The following is an 18,400-nucleotide window of genomic DNA, read 5'->3' on the forward strand; positions in this document are numbered from 1 at the left end:
GCAAGTGGCTGACACACATCTGGACCGCGACGTGCTCAATGCGTTGCAAGAGGTCATGGAGGATGAGTATCCGGCGTTGCTCGATACTTTTCTCATCGACTGCACCGAACGATTGAGCGTGCTGCATCAGGCTGGCGATGCCGAAACGCTGGGTGCCACAGCGCACAGTTTCAAGGGCAGTTGCAGCAACATGGGCGCCACGCGCCTCGCACGGCTCTGCCATGAGCTGGAGCAGCGCAGCAAACGACCGCCCTTGCAAGGCATCGAGCAACTGATCGCCGACATTGATGGCGAGTTCGCCATCGTTCGTCCTATGTACGAAGCGGAGCGCCGACGTTCTCTCGCTGAAAACCAGACCATTCAGCGTTTTTAACCGGGGTTGGGCAAAGCTGGCTCAACCCTTGCAGTAATCTGCGCAACTGTACTTACGAATTCCAGTGCGCGGAGACCGCTTCATGCCCGTTACCCCCAATATTCTTCTTCAGGCCACCGCGCAGGCCAAGACTCAAGCCGCCTCCGCCAATTCAACGGCGCTGACCGCAGAGCCCGGGGACAAGGCGTCCAGCTTCGCTCAGGTCTATGCCAACCAGGCTCAGAACAAGCCCTTCGCCGCCACTGATGCGCCGGTCAAGCCGACCCGCGACAAGGTGCCGGAAAAGGCGGCGGACAACGCCGGCAAGAAGGACGTCAGCGACAACAAGTCTGCCGCCCCCGAGCCGACGGTTGCCGATAGCGGCAAATCCTTGCCCGCCGAAAAACCGGCGTCCGCCGATGACAAGACTGCCAGTGACGATACCGCGGACGAGGCGGCGACGCCGGTCGCCGGCACGACGCCGACTGATCCTGCCCTCGACCCGGCGCTGCTGCCCGAGCTGCAACCGGTGGTGACCGAGCCGGTGCCGCAAGCACCTCCCGTTGCCGCTGTCGTGCAGCCGCAGGTTGAAGCCCCGGTTGCCGTCGCCGTGGTTGCGGCGCAGCCAGCCGTGGCGGCTGACAGCGATTTCGATCCTGAAGCCGATCCGCTCGATGCCTTGCCGGCCGTGCGCATGGCGATGGAGCAGGGCGGTCATATTTCCGCCGCCAGTCAGGCCCAGCCCAAGGCCGCGCCAACCCCTGCGCAGGCCCAGGCTGACGGCGAACCGACTTCGGCACAGAACTTCGCCGCCGGCATGGCGAGCATGCTCGACGTCCAGGCTGACAAGGACAGCACCAGTCAGGGTGGAGAAAAGGCCTTCAGCGGGTTGATCAGTGATGGCCTCAAGGACTTGAAGTCCGCCAGCAGCGACACCCGTGTCGATGACTTCGCCAATCGCCTGGCCGCACTGACCCAGGCGGCCACACCGAAAACCGCCAATGCGGTGCCGGTCAACCAGCCGATCGCCATGCATCAGAACGGCTGGACCGAGGAGGTGGTGAACCGGGTCATGTACCTGTCCAGCGCCAATCTCAAGGCGGCCGACATCCAGTTGCAACCGGCGGAGCTGGGGCGTCTGGATATTCGCGTCAACATGGTGCCGGATCAGCAGACCCAGGTGACGTTCATGAGCGCCCACCCAAGCGTGCGTGAAGCCCTGGACGGACAAATGCACCGCCTGCGCGACATGTTTGCCCAGCAGGGCATGGGGCAGGTCGACGTCAATGTGTCCGACCAGTCCCGCGGTTCGCAGCAAGGCCAGGAGCAGGCGCAACAGAGCCAGAGCGGTCGCGCCACTGCCAATGGCGGTCGGATCGACACGCCGGAAGACGAACTCGCCACCAGCATCGCCGAAGCAGCCGCTACCGCCACCAGCGTGATCGGCACCAGTGCAGTCGATTACTACGCCTGATTATTCACGCAGGTCACTTGTGGGAGCGAGCCTGCTCGCGATGCGATTTTCAGTCACCGATGGGTGCCTGACTGGCCGCATCGCGAGCAGGCTCGCTCCCACAGTGGTTTGTGGTGCCCCGCACAAGGTTCTGGCATAACACTTGCTCTCCCCTATCCGTGCAACTGTTTACCCCCGAATAGTGACGGATTATTGGCATGGCGAAGAGCGAAGCTGCAGCAGTAAAAGACCCCGCAACCAAAGGCAAACTCAAGCTGATCATTGCAGGCGTGATAGCGCTGCTGCTGGCGATCGGCTTGTCGGTAGGGGCCACCTGGTACTTCATGCACAGCAGCCAGAGCAAGCCTGCCGCCCCGGTCGAAGCCGCTCCGGTCGGCAAGCAGGCGGCGATTTTCGAGGCGCTGCTGCCCGCATTCGTGGCCAACTACAACCAGAACGGCCGTCAGCGCTACATGCAGGTGAGCATCACCATGATGGCGCGCAACCAGGCGGACCTGGATGCCCTCAAAGTTCACATGCCAGTGATCCGCAACAACCTGGTCATGCTGTTTTCCGCGCAGGATTTCGCCACCCTGGCATCGCCGGTCGGTCAGGAAATGCTGCGTCAGAAAGCCACTGCCAGCGTCCAGGAAGTGGCGCAGAAAGAGCTCGGCAAAGTAGTCGTTGAACAGTTGCTTTTCACTAATTTCGTACTGCAGTAGGAACACGACATGGCCGTGCAGGACCTGCTGTCCCAGGATGAGATCGACGCGCTGTTGCATGGCGTCGACGATGGTCTGGTACAGACCGATACCGCTACCGAGCCCGGCAGCGTCAAAAGCTATGACCTGACCAGCCAGGATCGCATCGTCCGTGGACGCATGCCGACCCTGGAAATGATCAACGAGCGTTTTGCCCGCTACACGCGCATCAGCATGTTCAACATGCTGCGCCGTTCCGCGGACGTGGCGGTCGGTGGCGTGCAGGTGATGAAGTTCGGCGAATACGTGCACTCGCTGTACGTGCCCACCAGCCTCAACCTGGTCAAGATCAAGCCTTTGCGCGGCACGGCGCTGTTCATTCTCGACGCCAAGCTGGTGTTCAAGCTGGTGGACAACTTTTTTGGCGGCGATGGCCGTCACGCCAAGATCGAAGGGCGTGAATTCACCCCGACCGAGCTGCGCGTGGTGCGCATGGTGCTGGAGCAGGCCTTCGTCGACTTGAAGGAAGCCTGGCAGGCGATCATGGAAGTGAACTTCGAGTACATCAACTCGGAAGTGAACCCGGCCATGGCCAACATCGTCGGCCCGAGCGAGGCCATCGTGGTCTCGACCTTCCACATCGAACTCGATGGCGGTGGCGGCGACCTGCACGTGACCATGCCGTACTCGATGATCGAGCCGGTGCGCGAAATGCTCGACGCCGGCTTCCAGTCGGACCTCGACGACCAGGACGAGCGCTGGGTCAATGCCCTGCGCCAGGACGTGCTGGATGTTGATGTGCCGATCGGTGCCACGGTCGCCCGTCGCCAGTTGAAGCTGCGCGACATCCTGCACATGCAGCCGGGGGACATCATCCCGGTGGAAATGCCTGAAGACATGATCATGCGCGCCAACGGCGTGCCGGCCTTCAAGGTCAAGATGGGTTCGCACAAGGGCAACCTCGCGTTGCAAGTGATCGAGCCGATCGAGCGCCGTTGAGCGGCGCTCCTACCCATTCGCGATTAACTGACGGCAGCTCACCAGGGTTGCCCGCCGAGGACACAAGATGGCTGACGAAATGAATACCCAGGACGACCAGGCACTGGCCGATGAGTGGGCTGCGGCCCTGGAAGAGACCGGTGAAGGCGGGCAGGCCGATATCAATGCATTGCTGGCTGCCGACGCTGCCACTTCGTCGTCCAACCGCCTGCCGATGGAAGAATTCGGCAGCGTGCCGAAAAACACCGACCCGGTGAGCCTGGAAGGTCCGAACCTGGACGTGATCCTCGACATCCCGGTGTCGATTTCCATGGAAGTCGGCAGCACCGACATCAACATCCGCAACCTGCTGCAACTCAACCAGGGCTCGGTGATCGAACTCGATCGACTGGCCGGTGAGCCGCTGGACGTGCTGGTCAACGGCACGTTGATCGCCCACGGCGAAGTGGTGGTGGTCAACGAGAAGTTCGGCATCCGCCTGACTGACGTGATCAGCCCAAGCGAACGCATCAAGAAGCTGCGCTGAGTGAAAAAGGTTCTGGGTTCCTGGTTGTTGCTGGCGCTTTCCACGGGCGCGCTGGCGGCTGAGCCGGTGGCAAGCGCTGCTGCCGCGGCGCCGGCTGTCGGCAGCGGTGTGGCGGGGCAGTTGACGCAACTGGTGCTGGGTCTGCTGCTGGTGCTGGGGCTGATTTTCTTCCTCGCCTGGTTGTTGCGCCGCGTGCAGCAGGCCGGACCGGCCGGCAAGGGGCAGGTGATCGAGCTGATCGGCTCGCGCGCGCTCGGCCCGCGTGACCGTCTGATGCTGGTACAGGTCGGCAACGAGCAGATTCTGCTCGGGTTGAGCCCCGGCACTATCACGGCGTTGCATGTGCTCAAGGAGCCGGTGCAGGTGCCGACCACCGAGAAAGCCACCCCGGAGTTTGCCCAGCGTCTGATGGAGCTGATGGGCAAGGATCAGAAGGATAAGAAGTAATGGGTGCGCTACGCATCGTCTTGACGCTGGCTCTGATGCTGGCTGCACCGTTGGCCTTCGCCGCGGATCCGTTGTCGATTCCGGCCATCACCCTGGGCACCAATGCCGAGGGCGCGCAGGAGTATTCGGTCAGCCTGCAGATCCTGCTGATCATGACTGCGCTGAGCTTCATCCCGGCGTTCGTCGTGCTGATGACCAGCTTTACCCGGATCATCATTGTCTTCTCGATCCTGCGCCAGGCCCTGGGCCTGCAGCAGACGCCGTCGAACCAGATCCTCACTGGCCTGGCGCTGTTTCTGACCCTGTTCATCATGGCGCCGGTGTTCGACCGGGTGAACCAGGATGCCTTGCAGCCGTACCTGGCGGAAAAGCTCACGGCGCAGGACGCGGTGGCCAAGGCCCAGGTGCCGATCAAGGACTTCATGCTCGCCCAGACCCGCACCAGCGACCTGGAATTGTTCATGCGCCTGTCCAAGCGCACGGACATCGCCACGCCGGATCAGGCGCCGCTGACCATCCTGGTGCCGGCGTTCGTCACATCTGAGCTGAAAACCGCGTTCCAGATCGGTTTCATGATCTTCATTCCGTTTCTGATCATCGACATGGTCGTGGCCAGTGTGCTGATGGCCATGGGTATGATGATGCTCTCGCCGCTGATCATTTCCCTGCCGTTCAAGATCATGCTGTTCGTGCTGGTGGATGGCTGGGCGTTGATCATCGGGACCCTGGCGAGCAGCTTCGGCGGTGTCTCGCCATGACGCCGGAAGTTGCGGTCGATATCTTCCGTGAAGCCCTGTGGCTGACCACCATGATGGTCGCAGTGCTGGTGATTCCCAGTCTGCTGGTCGGCCTGCTGGTGGCCATGTTCCAGGCCGCTACGCAAATCAACGAACAGACCCTGAGCTTCCTGCCGCGTCTGCTGGTGATGCTGGTGACCCTGATCGTGGCCGGCCCATGGCTGGTGCAGACCTTCATGGAATACATCATCCAGCTGTACCACAACATTCCGATGGTCATCGGTTAAGCCATGTCGTCGCTGCTGCAACTGACCGATACCCAGATCAGTACCTGGGTGGCGACGTTCATGTTGCCCCTGTTTCGCGTCGGCGCGCTGCTGATGGTCATGCCGGTGTTCGGTACGACCCTGCTTCCCCGGCGGATTCGCCTGTATCTCACCGTGGCCATTACGGTGGCGATTGTTCCTGCCCTGCCACCGATGCCGGCGGTCAACCCGCTGGATTTGAGCGGCCTGCTGCTGATTGCCGAGCAAATTCTCGTCGGTGCGGTGCTGGGGTTCGCCATGCAGCTGTTTTTCCATGCTTTCGTGGTGGCGGGGCAGATCGTCGCCGTGCAGATGGGGATGGCGTTCGCGGCCATGGTCGACCCGACCAACGGGGTGTCCGTGGCCGTGATCGGGCAGTTTTTCACCATGTTGGTGACGCTGATGTTCCTGGCCATGAATGGCCATCTGGTGGTGTTCGAAGTGCTTACCGAGAGCTTCACCACCTTGCCGGTCGGCAGTGGGTTGATGGTCAATCACTTCTGGGAACTGGCCGGCAAGCTCGGCTGGGTGCTGGCCGCAGCGCTAGTGCTGGTGCTGCCGGCGATCACCGCGCTGCTGGTGGTCAACATCGCGTTTGGCATCATGACCCGCGCGGCGCCACAGCTGAACATTTTCTCCATCGGTTTTCCCCTGACCCTGGTGCTTGGCCTGTTCATTGTCTGGGTCGGCCTGGCGGACATTCTCAATCAGTATCAACCGCTGGCCTCCGAGGCCTTGCAGTTTTTACGCGAACTGGCACAGGCGCGCTGAGTCATGGCTGAGAGCGAAAGCGGGCAGGACAAAACAGAAGACCCCACGGAGAAAAAGAAAAAGGACGCCCGGGAGAAGGGCGAAATTGCTCGCTCCAAGGAACTCAACACCCTGGCGATCATGCTGGCCGGTTCCTGTGCGCTGCTGATTTTCGGCGGGGCGCTGGCCCAGGAGCTGATGGAGTTGATGCGGCAGAACTTCACGCTGACGCGGGAAGTCATCCTCGACCAGCGTTCCATGAGCACCTACCTGATGAGCTCGGGCCTGAGCGCCTTGCTGGCCATCCAGCCGATCATGATCACCCTGGTGCTGGCGGCGCTGATCGGCCCGATTTCCCTCGGTGGCTGGCTGTTCGCGGCCGGCTCGCTGGCGCCGAAATTCAGTCGGATGAACCCCCTGGCGGGCCTCAAGCGGATGTTTTCGCCCAAGGCGCTGGTGGAGCTGCTCAAAGCTTTCGCGAAGTTCCTGATCGTGCTGATCGTGGCGCTGACCGTGTTGTCGGCGGATATCGACGACCTGCTGCGCATCGCCCATGAGCCCCTGGAAATGGCCATCATCCATTGCCTGCAAGTGGTGGGCTGGAGCACTTTGTGGATGTCTTGCGGCTTGATCGTCATCGCGGCCGTGGACGTGCCGGTGCAGCTGTGGGAAAGCCACAAGAAGCTGTTGATGACCAAGCAGGAAGTGCGCGACGAACACAAGGACGCGGAGGGCAAGCCGGAGGTCAAGCAGCGGATTCGCCAGTTGCAGCGTGAAGTTTCCCAGCGGCGCATGATGGCGGCGATTCCCGAAGCCGACGTGGTCATCACCAACCCGACGCACTACGCGGTCGCTCTCAAATACGACCCGGACAAAGGCAGCGCGCCGGTACTGCTGGCCAAGGGCAGCGACTTCCTGGCCCTGAAAATCCGTGAAATTGCCGTGGCCAACCAGGTGTTGATGCTGGAGTCGCCGGCGCTGGCACGTTCGATCTATTACTCCACCGAACTGGAACAGGAAATTCCTGGCGGCCTGTACCTCGCGGTCGCCCAGGTGCTGGCGTACGTCTACCAGATTCGCCAGTTCAAGGCAGGCAAGGGCAAGCGTCCGGATCCGTTGAAGGACGACCTGCCGATTCCGCCGGATTTGCGCCGCGATACCTGACCCCCCCCTCTCTGTAGGAGCGAGCTTGCTCGCGATGCGATGTGTCAGGCGACGTATGTATTGACCGGCACGCCATCATCGCGAGCAAGCTCGCTCCTACAGGTATCAGCAACCCCTCTATTCCCGCCCTCTGCAAAAGTTGGAAAGCTTCTTGCAGTACCCGCCGTACGCCTGCATCTGGCGTCAAAAGTTTGCTTTAAAGGAACGGGGAAAACCGGTGGATCGCTCTCAGTTACTCAGCAGTGCCCGCACGAACATGGCAGACCTCAGCCGGGGCAATCTGGGCGTGCCGCTGTTGCTGCTGATCATGCTGGCCATGATGATGCTGCCGGTGCCACCGTTCCTGCTGGACGTGTTCTTCACGTTCAACATCGCGCTGTCGATCGTGGTTCTGCTGGTGTGCGTCTACGCCCTGCGGCCTTTGGATTTCGCGGTGTTCCCGACCATCCTGCTGGTGGCGACGCTGTTGCGACTGGCGTTGAACGTGGCCTCCACGCGCGTGGTGATGCTCCACGGCCAGGACGGTCACGCCGCCGCGGGCAAGGTGATCCAGGCCTTCGGTGAAGTGGTGATCGGCGGTAACTACGTGGTCGGTATCGTGGTTTTCGCCATCTTGATGATCATCAACTTCGTCGTGGTGACCAAGGGTGCCGGGCGGATTTCCGAGGTGAGCGCGCGTTTCACCCTCGACGCGATGCCCGGCAAGCAGATGGCGATCGACGCCGACCTCAACGCCGGCCTGATCGACCAGAACCAGGCCAAGGCTCGCCGTGCCGAAGTCGCCCAGGAAGCCGAGTTCTACGGCTCCATGGACGGTGCCAGCAAGTTCGTGCGCGGTGACGCCATCGCCGGCCTGCTGATTCTGTTCATCAACCTGATCGGCGGCATGGCGGTCGGTATCTTCCAGCACGGCATGACCTTCGGTGATGCCGGTCGTGTTTACGCCCTGTTGACCATCGGTGACGGTTTGGTGGCGCAATTGCCATCACTGTTGTTATCTACAGCAGCGGCGATCATGGTGACCCGTGCTTCCGGTTCGGAAGACATGGGCAAACAGATCAATCGCCAGATGTTCTCCTCGCCCAAGGCCCTGGCCGTGGCTGCCGGCCTGATGGCGGTGATGGGGCTGGTGCCGGGCATGCCGCACGTTTCTTTCCTGAGCATGGCCGCCCTGGCTGCCGGTGGCGCCTACCTGTTCTGGAGGAAGCAGAACGTCGCCAAGGTGCAGGCCCTGCAAGAGGTCAAGCGCCAACAGGAACTGCTGCCATCGCCGGCCCGGGCCATGGAAACCAAGGAACTTGGCTGGGATGACGTGACGCCGATCGACATGATCGGCCTGGAAGTCGGCTACCGTCTGATTCCGCTGGTGGACCGCAACCAGGGTGGTCAGTTGCTGGCGCGGATCAAGGGCGTGCGCAAGAAGCTCTCCCAGGACCTGGGCTTCCTGATGCCGACCGTGCACATCCGTGACAACCTCGACCTGGCGCCGAGTGCCTATCGCCTGACCCTGATGGGCGTGATCCTGGCGGAAGCGGAGATTTACCCGGACCGCGAGCTGGCGATCAACCCCGGCCAGGTCTATGGCTCGCTCAACGGCATCACCGCCAAAGATCCGGCTTTCGGGCTGGAGGCGGTCTGGATCGAAATCAGCCAGCGCGCGCAGGCGCAATCGCTGGGTTACACGGTGGTCGATGCGAGTACCGTGGTGGCAACCCACTTGAACCAGATTCTGTACAAGCACTCCAGCGAGCTGATCGGTCACGAGGAAGTGCAGCAACTCATGCAATTGCTGGCCAAGGGCTCGCCGAAACTGGCCGAAGAGCTGGTGCCGGGCGTCGTCTCGTTGTCGCAATTGCTCAAGGTGCTCCAGGCTTTGCTGGCCGAACAGGTGCCGGTGCGCGATATTCGCAGCATTGCCGAGGCGATCGCGAACAATGCCGCCAAGAGTCAAGATACCGCCGCGCTGGTGGCGGCCGTGCGCGTCGGCGTATCCCGCGCAATCGTCCAAAGCATTGTAGGTACTGAGTCTGAGCTACCAGTCATCACCCTGGAGCCAAGGTTGGAACAAATATTGCTCAATAGTCTGCAGAAGGCAGGACAAGGCTCGGAAGAGGGCGTTCTGCTGGAGCCGAGCATGGCCGAGAAGCTGCAGCGTTCGTTGATCGAAGCGGCGCAGCGCCAGGAAATGCAAGGTCAACCGGTCATTCTCCTGGTGGCTGGTCCGGTCCGCGCGATGTTGTCGCGATTTGGCCGGTTGGCGGTCCCGGGTATTCATGTGTTGGCTTATCAGGAAATTCCTGACAACAAGCAAGTGACCATCGTTGCGACAGTAGGGCCCAACGGCTGAGGTAGTGATTCATGCAAGTTAAGCGTTTTTTCGCCGCCGATATGCGTCAGGCCATGAAACTGGTTCGTGATGAATTGGGCGCTGAGGCCGCCATCATTGGCAACCGCCGGATCGCCGGTGGTGTCGAGCTGACGGCAGCCCTGGATTACAAGCTGTCGGCGCTGGCCCCGCGTGTTCCCAACATGGAACTCGAGGACGAGCTGCGCAAGACCCAGTCGCGGATCGTCACCGCCCAGGCCGAGTTGAGCCTGCGCAGCGAAGGCGAGAGCGATCATTCGACCAATCGCCAGTTGTTCGCCGGCCTGCCGCTCACCGCTGCCGAGCCGCTGATCGAACCGACCTACAGCGAACCGCGTCGTGCCGCACCGGCCCCGGCTCCCGCGCCGGCCGGTGTCGACCCGCGGACCCTGGATTCGATGCGTTCGGAGCTCAACAGCCTGCGCGAACTGATGGAAGTTCAGCTCGGCTCGCTGGCCTGGAGCCAGATGCAGGGTAACGCACCGGCCCAGGCCAACCTCTGGCGTCGCTTGCAGCGCATCGGTTTGTCCGGTCCGTTGTCGCGTGATCTGCTGGAAATGATCAGCGACGTCGAAGAGCCTCGCCAGGCCTGGCGCATGCTGCTGGCGCACCTGGCGCGGATGATCGCCACGCCGGACGTCGAGCCGCTCGAAGAGGGGGGCGTGATTGCCATGGTCGGCCCGGCCGGCATGGGCAAGACCACCACCCTGGCCAAGCTGGCGGCCCGCTACGTACTCAAGTACGGCGCGCAGAGCATCGCCCTGGTCAGCATGGACAGCTACCGCATCGGTGCCCAGGAGCAGCTCAAGACCCTTGGGCGGATTCTCAATGTGTCGGTGACCCACGTCGATCCGGGCCAGTCCCTGGTGCAGGCGCTGGAGCCACTGCTGCGCAAACGCGTGGTGCTGATCGACACTGCGGGCCTCCAGGCCAGCGATCCGGCCCTGCGCATGCAGCTCGAAAGCCTGGCGGGACGTGGCATCCGGGCAAAAAATTACCTGGTATTGGCAACCACTAGCCAGAAACAGGTTCTAACTGCCGCTTATCACAGTTACAAGCGTTGCGGGCTGGCTGGCTGCATCCTGACTAAACTGGATGAAACGGCAAGTCTTGGCGAAGTGTTGAGCCTGGCAATCAGTCATGAATTGCCGGTGGCTTACCTGACCGATGGACCGCGGATTCCGGATGACCTGCATCTGCCGCGTCGTCATCAACTGGTCAGTCGCGCCGTCAGCGTGCAAATGCAGGAAGAACCCAGCGAAGAAGCCATGGCTGACATGTTCGCTGATATCTACCACAGTCCGTCCAAGCAGGTCGGCTGAGGTGAATAGTTTTTGTACCTACATCGATGGTCTGCCATGCATTGTTCCTTTTGAGAACGCGCAGCCAGTAATGTGGCCTCCGTCTATGCAAGACAAGGTAAAGAAATAACATGGGCAGCATGCATCCCGTACAGGTGATCGCGGTGACCGGCGGCAAAGGTGGCGTCGGCAAGACTAACGTGTCAGTGAACTTGTCCCTGGCTCTAGCTGAGCTCGGCCGGCGCGTCATGCTGCTGGACGCCGATCTGGGGCTGGCGAACGTCGACGTTCTGCTGGGGCTGACGCCCAAACGTACCCTGGCCGACGTGATCGAAGGCCGCTGTGAGCTGCGCGACGTATTGCTGCAAGGGCCTGGCGGTATCCGTATCGTTCCGGCGGCTTCCGGCACCCAGAGCATGGTGCACCTGAGCCCGGCCCAGCATGCCGGCCTGATCCAGGCGTTCAGCGATATCGGCGACAACCTCGATGTGCTGGTGATCGACACCGCTGCGGGTATTGGTGACTCGGTAGTCAGTTTTGTCCGCGCCGCCCAGGAAGTCCTGCTGGTGGTCTGCGACGAGCCGACCTCGATCACAGACGCCTATGCCCTGATCAAGCTGCTCAACCGCGATTACGGCATGAACCGCTTCCGCGTCCTGGCCAACATGGCCCAGAGCCCGCAGGAAGGGCGCAACCTGTTCGCCAAGTTGACAAAGGTCACGGATCGTTTCCTTGACGTCGCCCTACAATACGTGGGCGCCGTGCCTTACGACGAAAGCGTGCGCAAGGCTGTGCAGAAGCAACGCGCCGTGTATGAAGCTTTCCCGCGTTCCAAGTGCTCCCTGGCCTTCAAGGCTATCGCGCAAAAGGTCGATACCTGGCCACTGCCCGCCAACCCGCGTGGGCATCTGGAATTTTTCGTCGAGCGTCTCGTGCAACAAACGGCAGGACCGGTGCTATGACAGCCAGCGGTTACAACCTCTACAAGAAGTCGGCGCGTGACGCGCAGTACGAGCTGATCGAGCGTTACGCGCCCCTGGTCAAACGCATTGCCTACCACTTGCTGGCGCGTCTGCCTGCCAGTGTGCAGGTCGAAGACCTGATCCAGGCCGGGATGATCGGCCTGCTGGAAGTGTCGACCAAATACGACGCCAGCAAGGGCGCGAGTTTCGAGACGTACGCGGGCATCCGCATCCGCGGCGCCATGCTCGATGAAGTGCGCAAGGGGGACTGGGCGCCACGTTCGGTCCACCGCAATACCCGCATGGTCAGCGACGCAATTCGCTCGATTGAAGCTAAAACCGGCCGTGACGCTAAAGATCACGAAGTTGCGGCCGAACTCCAATTGAGTCTCGATGATTATTACGGGATTTTGAACGACACCCTGGGCAGCCGGTTATTCAGTTTCGACGATCTTTTGCAGGACGGCGAACACGAAGGTCTGCACGAGGATGGCGCGAGTGCTCATCTCGAGCCGTCACGCGATCTGGAAGATGAACGCTTCCAGGCGGCGCTGGCGGACGCGATTGCCAATTTGCCGGAGCGCGAGCGACTGGTGTTGGCGCTGTACTACGACGAAGAGTTGAATCTCAAGGAAATCGGTGAGGTCCTGGGAGTCAGCGAATCTCGGGTCAGCCAGTTACATAGCCAGTGCGCAGCCCGTTTGCGGGGGCGTTTGGGGGAGTGGCGAGCGCGCTGAAGGCAGTGTGGGGACACTGCGAACGTGGCTGGTGTGGTGTTGAACCGCACCGGTCTCGATCTGTTGTGCTCCAGACAGTCATTGAGTGCTTTGCCAAATTGATTGAAATGGCGCGTCCAGGTGCTGGGCGCGTTTAAGACTGCTTGGAGGTCGAATTGGACAAGAACATGAAAATCCTCATCGTTGATGACTTCTCAACGATGCGGCGGATCATTAAGAACCTGTTGCGTGACCTTGGGTTCACCAACACGGTCGAGGCCGACGATGGCACCACCGCCATTCCGGTCCTCAACAGCGGAAGCATCGACTTTCTGGTAACCGACTGGAACATGCCTGGCATGACCGGCATTGATCTGCTGCGCCACGTGCGCGCCGATGAAAAGCTCAAGCACCTGCCGGTGCTGATGGTGACCGCCGAAGCCAAGCGCGAGCAGATCATCGAAGCGGCCCAGGCCGGTGTAAACGGCTATGTGGTCAAACCCTTCACGGCCCAGGCGTTGAAAGAAAAAATCGAGAAGATTTTCGAACGCATCGGTTGAGTCACGGCGCCACGGGGGAGCTATGGACCACAAAGAATCTTCACTGGGTGACTTCGAGTCGACCCTGAAAAAACACGCGGTCGAACTGGTCGAAAGCCTTGAAAAAGGCAAGTTCGGCGACGCGGTGCAATTGATCCATGAGCTCAATCAGACCCGTGACCGTGGCCTGTATCAGGAAGTGGGCAAGCTCACCCGCGAGTTGCATAGCGCGATCGTCAATTTCCAGATTGATCCGCACATGCCGCAAGCCGAAGAGGTGTCCCAGATCACGGATGCCACCGAGCGCCTCGGTTATGTTGTCAAGCTGACAGAGGCTGCCGCCAACCGCACCATGGATCTGGTCGAAAGCTCCACACCATTGGTCAACAGCCTGAGCGATGAAGCCCAGGCGCTGAGCACCGACTGGGGGCGGTTCATGCGGCGCGAAGTGGGGGCTGAAGAGTTCCGCGAGCTGGCGCGGCGTGTCGACGGTTTTCTGGCACGCAGCAGCAAGGACAACCGGGCAGTGTCGAGCAATCTCAACGACATCCTGCTCGCGCAGGATTACCAGGACCTGACCGGTCAGGTGATCAAGCGTGTGACGCAATTGGTGACGGAAGTCGAAGCCAACCTGCTCAAACTCGTACTCATGGCCAGCCAGGTGGACCGCTTTGCGGGCATCGAACATGACCGTGAAGCGATGCTTGCAGAAAAAGATCCACAAAAACATCTCTCTCAGGGTGAAGGTCCGCAGATTCATGCCGATAAAAGAGAAGACGTTGTGTCCGGCCAGGACGACGTGGACGATTTGTTATCCAGCCTGGGTTTCTAAATATTCAGGTTTTTAGGTTTTTGGGTTTTTTGACCTGTTAGGAGCACACCCTTAATGAGCTTCGGCGCCGATGAAGAGATCCTTCAGGATTTCCTGGTTGAGGCCGGCGAGATTCTAGAGCAACTGTCCGAGCAGCTGGTCGAGCTGGAAAGCCGACCTGATGATGCGGATTTGCTCAATGCAATTTTTCGCGGTTTTCACACTGTAAAAGGGGGCGCCGGCTTCCTCCAGCTCAATGAGCTGGTGGAGTGCTGTCACATCGCCGAGAACGTGTTCGACATCCTGCGCAAGGGTGAGCGTCGCGTTGACTCGGAACTGATGGACGTGGTTCTCGAAGCGCTGGACTCGGTGAACAGCATGTTCGGCGAAGTCCGCGACCGCAGCCCGATCACGGCTGCCACACCCGAATTGCTCGCTGCCCTGGCCCGCCTGGCCGAGCCGCAATCGGCCGATGAAGCTGCGCCTGCGCCGCAAGTGGTGGAAGAACCACAAGCGCCGGTCGCCGAAGCCGAGTCGGGCGACATTACCGACAACGAATTCGAACAACTGCTGGACTCGCTGAACGCCGTCAAGGCCGAGGCCGAGGCGCCAGTGGCTGCCGCCTCCGAAGCGACCGACGTGGCCAGTGATGAAATCACCGATGCCGAGTTCGAGTCCTTGCTCGACCAACTGCATGGCAAGGGGCAGTTCGCTGCCGACGCCGTGGGTGCAGCGCCAGCCGCACCGGCGGCCGCTGCGGCACCGAAAGAGCCGGGCGACAGCTCCGATATCACTGACGACGAATTCGAGGCACTGCTCGATCAGTTGCACGGCAAGGGCAACTTTGCCGTCGACGCACTGGAATCGGCCATCGCGTCGGTTCCGACCCCGGTTGCGCCAGACGCCGCCGCTGCGGGCAGCGACCTGATCACCGATCACGAATTCGAATCGCTGCTCGACGATCTGCACGGCAAAGGCAAGTTCACCGATGTGAACAGCGGTGCCGTAGTGTCTTCGGTTGCAGCGCCGGTCGCCAAGGCTCCGGCTGCGGCTGCCAAGGCACCGGAAGCCAAGGCCGAGACGCCCAAGCCTGCCGCCGCCGCAAAACCGGCCGCTGCACCGGCACCCGCTGCGGCCCGTGCCCCGGCTGCCGCGCCTGCGGAAAAACCGGCGAGCGAAGCGGAGACCACCGTACGGGTCGACACCGCACGCCTGGACGAAATCATGAACATGGTCGGCGAACTGGTGCTGGTGCGTAACCGCCTGGTGCGCCTGGGTGCCAACAGCGCCGATGAAGCCATGTCCAAGGCCGTGTCGAACCTCGACGTGGTGACGGCCGACTTGCAGACCGCGGTCATGAAGACCCGGATGCAGCCGATCAAGAAAGTCTTCGGGCGCTTCCCGCGCCTGGTTCGTGACCTGGCTCGCCAGCTCAAGAAAGAGATCAACCTGGAGCTGGTCGGTGAAGAGACCGACCTCGACAAGAACCTCGTCGAAGCCCTGGCCGATCCGCTGGTCCACTTGGTGCGCAACGCCGTCGACCACGGTATCGAGTCGCCGGAAGAACGCGAAGCATCGGGCAAGGCCCGTGGTGGCAAGGTCGTCCTCGCCGCCGAGCAGGAAGGCGACCACATCCTGCTGTCGATCTCCGACGACGGCAAGGGCATGGACCCGAACGTCCTGCGTGCCATCGCGGTTAAACGCGGGGTGATGGACAAGGATGCGGCTGACCGCCTGAGCGACACCGAGTGCTACAACCTGATTTTCGCCCCGGGGTTCTCGACCAAGACCGAGATCTCCGACGTGTCGGGTCGTGGCGTGGGCATGGACGTGGTGAAAACCAAGATTTCCCAGCTCAACGGTTCGATCAACATCTACTCGACCAAGGGCCAGGGCTCGAAGATCGTCATCAAGGTGCCGTTGACCCTGGCGATCATGCCGACGCTGATGGTCATGCTCGGCAACCAGGCGTTCGCGTTCCCGCTGGTGAACGTCAACGAGATCTTCCACCTCGACCTGTCGACCACCAACGTGGTGGATGGCCAGGAAGTGGTGATCGTGCGGGACAAGGCGCTGCCATTGTTCTACCTCAAGCGCTGGCTGGTCAGCTCCGCCGCTCACGAAGAGCAGCGCGAAGGCCATGTGGTGATCCTCTCGGTAGGCACCCAGCGGATCGGCTTCGTCGTCGATCAACTGGTGGGCCAGGAAGAAGTGGTCATCAAGCCATTGGGCAAAATGCTCCAGGGAACCCCGGGCATGTCGGGCGCCACCATCACCGGTGACGGCCGCATCGCACTGATTCTCGATGTTCCGAGCATGCTCAAGCGTTACGCCGCACGGCGTATTTGATTCAGGGGGAGCGGGGCGACAGCGCCTCGCTCCCGCCTAATGGAGTGTTTATGGTAGTCAAAGTCCTGGTGGTGGACGATTCGGGGTTTTTCCGCCGCCGCGTCTCGGAAATTCTTTCTGCGGATTCCAATATCCAGGTCGTCGGTACGGCGACCAACGGCAAAGAGGCGATTGATCAGGCCCTGGCCCTCAAGCCGGACGTGATCACCATGGACTACGAGATGCCGATGATGGACGGCATCACGGCGGTGCGGCACATCATGCAGCGCTGCCCGACTCCGGTGTTGATGTTCTCTTCGCTGACGCACGAAGGCGCCCGGGTGACCCTGGATGCGCTGGATGCCGGCGCGGTGGATTTCCTGCCAAAGAATTTCGAAGACATCTCGCGTAACCCCGAGAAGGTCAAGCAACTGCTGTGCGAGAAGATCCTCAGCATTTCGCGCAGCAATCGTCGCGTCAGCGCCTACAGTACGCCGGCTCCGTCGCCGGCCCCGACGTCCGCGTCGTCCGCCAGCGCCAGCCATGGCAGCAGTGCGCCTGCCCGTGCCGCCGTCGCGCCTTCCCGCGCACCGGCGCATGCGCCAGCTCACGCGCCGTCTTCGCCTGCGCCGAAACGCAAATCCTACAAACTGGTGGCCATCGGTACATCCACGGGCGGCCCGGTTGCCCTGCAGCGCGTATTGACCCAACTGCCGGCCAACTTCCCGGCCCCCATCGTCCTGATCCAGCACATGCCGGCGGCCTTCACCAAGGCGTTCGCCGAACGCCTGGACAAGCTGTGCCGCATCAGCGTCAAGGAAGCCGAGGATGGCGATATCCTGCGTCCGGGCCTGGCGCTGCTGGCTCCGGGTGGCAAGCAGATGATGATCGACGGCCGTGGCGCGGTGAAAATCCTGCCGGGCGACGAGCGTCTGAACTACAAGCCGTGCGTGGACATTACCTTCGGTTCGGCGGCCAAATCCTACGGTGACAAAGTTCTGGCGGTGGTCTTGACCGGCATGGGCGCGGACGGTCGTGAAGGCGCGCGCCTGCTCAAGCAGAGCGGCAGTTCGATCTGGGCCCAGGATGAAGCCAGCTGTGTGATCTACGGCATGCCGATGGCCATCGTCAAAGCTGAACTCGCCGACGCGGTCTATGGCCTCGACGATATAGGTCGGCACCTGGTCGAGGCGTGTGTCTGATGGACGTTCTCAGTCTGATCGGGATCATCATGGCGTTTGTCGCCATCATTGGCGGCAACTTCCTCGAAGGCGGGCACCTCGGCGCCCTGGCCAACGGCCCAGCGGCACTCATCGTGCTCGGTGGCACCATCGGCGCGGCGCTGCTGCAGTCGCCCATGAGCGCCTTCAAGCGCGCCATGCAGATTCTCGGCTGGATCCTGTTCCCGCCGCGCGTGGACCTGGCCGGCGGCATTGATCGCGTGGTGAACTGGAGCCTGACCGCTCGCAAGGAAGGCCTGCTGGGTCTAGAAGGGGTGGCCGACGCCGAACCCGACAGCTACTCGCGCAAAGGCCTGCAACTGCTGGTCGACGGTGCCGAGCCGGAAGCGATCCGCAGCATCCTGGAAGTGGATTTCTACACCCAGGAAGCCCGCGACATCGAAGCCGCCAAGGTTTTCGAAAGCATGGGCGGCTATGCGCCGACCATCGGCATCATCGGCGCGGTCATGGGCCTGATTCACGTCATGGGCAACCTGGCAGATCCGGCGAACCTGGGTAGCGGCATCGCCGTGGCGTTCGTCGCCACCATCTACGGGGTGGCCAGCGCCAACCTGGTGTTGCTGCCGATCGCCGCCAAACTCAAATCCGTTGCGCTGCGTCAGTCGCGTTATCGCGAGATGTTGCTGGAAGGCATTCTGTCGATCGCCGAAGGTGAAAACCCTCGCTCTATCGAGTTGAAGCTCCAGGGCTTCATGGACTGATG

The 18,400-nt window shown here is 61.5% G+C and carries 19 protein-coding genes; all 19 read left to right on the forward strand.

The window, feature by feature from the left end:
* Positions 1 to 4 precede the first annotated feature (4 nt).
* On the forward strand, positions 5 to 373 hold the full coding sequence (locus ABVN20_RS00060; protein WP_368553059.1) for an Hpt domain-containing protein: 369 nt from the start codon (positions 5 to 7) through the stop codon (positions 371 to 373).
* Between the two features lie 82 nt (positions 374 to 455).
* On the forward strand, positions 456 to 1,826 hold the full coding sequence (locus ABVN20_RS00065; RefSeq protein ID WP_368553061.1) for a flagellar hook-length control protein FliK: 1,371 nt from the start codon (positions 456 to 458) through the stop codon (positions 1,824 to 1,826).
* 197 nt (positions 1,827 to 2,023) lie between these two features.
* Entirely contained in the window at positions 2,024 to 2,527 is a 504-nt protein-coding gene (gene fliL, locus ABVN20_RS00070) for a flagellar basal body-associated protein FliL (protein WP_368553063.1), read from the forward strand.
* Positions 2,528 to 2,536: 9 nt separating this feature from the next.
* Positions 2,537 to 3,505, forward strand: a complete 969-nt coding sequence (fliM, locus tag ABVN20_RS00075; protein ID WP_368553065.1) for a flagellar motor switch protein FliM — start codon at positions 2,537 to 2,539, stop codon at positions 3,503 to 3,505.
* Positions 3,506 to 3,572: 67 nt separating this feature from the next.
* Entirely contained in the window at positions 3,573 to 4,031 is a 459-nt protein-coding gene (gene fliN / locus ABVN20_RS00080) for a flagellar motor switch protein FliN (RefSeq protein ID WP_368553067.1), read from the forward strand.
* Positions 4,032 to 4,478, forward strand: coding sequence for a flagellar biosynthetic protein FliO (gene fliO, locus ABVN20_RS00085; protein WP_368553068.1), 447 nt, complete (start codon positions 4,032 to 4,034; stop codon positions 4,476 to 4,478).
* Positions 4,478 to 5,236: a flagellar type III secretion system pore protein FliP gene (fliP, locus tag ABVN20_RS00090; protein ID WP_368553070.1), complete on the forward strand. Its 759-nt coding sequence runs from the start codon at positions 4,478 to 4,480 to the stop codon at positions 5,234 to 5,236. The genes fliO and fliP overlap by 1 nt, the downstream gene beginning before the upstream one ends.
* Positions 5,233 to 5,502, forward strand: coding sequence for a flagellar biosynthesis protein FliQ (gene fliQ / locus ABVN20_RS00095; RefSeq protein WP_008077662.1), 270 nt, complete (start codon positions 5,233 to 5,235; stop codon positions 5,500 to 5,502). The genes fliP and fliQ overlap by 4 nt, the downstream gene beginning before the upstream one ends.
* Before the next feature lie 3 nt (positions 5,503 to 5,505).
* A complete protein-coding gene (gene fliR / locus ABVN20_RS00100) occupies positions 5,506 to 6,291 on the forward strand; it encodes a flagellar biosynthetic protein FliR (RefSeq protein WP_368553072.1) in 786 nt (261 codons plus the stop codon).
* 3 nt (positions 6,292 to 6,294) lie between these two features.
* Positions 6,295 to 7,434: a flagellar biosynthesis protein FlhB gene (flhB, locus tag ABVN20_RS00105; protein WP_368553074.1), complete on the forward strand. Its 1,140-nt coding sequence runs from the start codon at positions 6,295 to 6,297 to the stop codon at positions 7,432 to 7,434.
* Positions 7,435 to 7,651: 217 nt separating this feature from the next.
* Positions 7,652 to 9,781 carry a flagellar biosynthesis protein FlhA gene (flhA, locus tag ABVN20_RS00110; protein WP_368553076.1) on the forward strand — a complete coding sequence of 710 codons (2,130 nt, stop codon included), beginning with the start codon at positions 7,652 to 7,654 and terminating at the stop codon, positions 9,779 to 9,781.
* 11 nt (positions 9,782 to 9,792) lie between these two features.
* Entirely contained in the window at positions 9,793 to 11,121 is a 1,329-nt protein-coding gene (gene flhF, locus ABVN20_RS00115) for a flagellar biosynthesis protein FlhF (RefSeq protein ID WP_368553078.1), read from the forward strand.
* Positions 11,122 to 11,231: 110 nt separating this feature from the next.
* Positions 11,232 to 12,062, forward strand: a complete 831-nt coding sequence (fleN, locus tag ABVN20_RS00120; protein ID WP_008001746.1) for a flagellar synthesis regulator FleN — start codon at positions 11,232 to 11,234, stop codon at positions 12,060 to 12,062.
* Positions 12,059 to 12,799, forward strand: coding sequence for an RNA polymerase sigma factor FliA (fliA, locus tag ABVN20_RS00125; protein WP_007894214.1), 741 nt, complete (start codon positions 12,059 to 12,061; stop codon positions 12,797 to 12,799). Before fleN ends, fliA begins: the two co-directional genes overlap by 4 nt.
* Positions 12,800 to 12,966: 167 nt before the next feature.
* On the forward strand, positions 12,967 to 13,338 hold the full coding sequence (locus ABVN20_RS00130; protein WP_003183998.1) for a chemotaxis response regulator CheY: 372 nt from the start codon (positions 12,967 to 12,969) through the stop codon (positions 13,336 to 13,338).
* 22 nt (positions 13,339 to 13,360) lie between these two features.
* Complete coding sequence (locus tag ABVN20_RS00135) at positions 13,361 to 14,149, forward strand: protein phosphatase CheZ (RefSeq protein WP_368553083.1); 789 nt, start codon at positions 13,361 to 13,363, stop codon at positions 14,147 to 14,149.
* Between the two features lie 54 nt (positions 14,150 to 14,203).
* Complete coding sequence (locus ABVN20_RS00140; protein ID WP_368553084.1) at positions 14,204 to 16,477, forward strand: chemotaxis protein CheA; 2,274 nt, start codon at positions 14,204 to 14,206, stop codon at positions 16,475 to 16,477.
* A gap of 50 nt (positions 16,478 to 16,527) precedes the next feature.
* On the forward strand, positions 16,528 to 17,658 hold the full coding sequence (locus ABVN20_RS00145; RefSeq protein WP_368553086.1) for a chemotaxis response regulator protein-glutamate methylesterase: 1,131 nt from the start codon (positions 16,528 to 16,530) through the stop codon (positions 17,656 to 17,658).
* On the forward strand, positions 17,658 to 18,398 hold the full coding sequence (locus ABVN20_RS00150; protein WP_368553088.1) for a flagellar motor protein: 741 nt from the start codon (positions 17,658 to 17,660) through the stop codon (positions 18,396 to 18,398). Before ABVN20_RS00145 ends, ABVN20_RS00150 begins: the two co-directional genes overlap by 1 nt.
* The last annotated feature ends 2 nt before the right edge of the window (positions 18,399 to 18,400 follow it).

It is taken from the genome of Pseudomonas sp. MYb118 (assembly GCF_040947875.1).
Taxonomy (GTDB): Bacteria; Pseudomonadota; Gammaproteobacteria; order Pseudomonadales; family Pseudomonadaceae; genus Aquipseudomonas.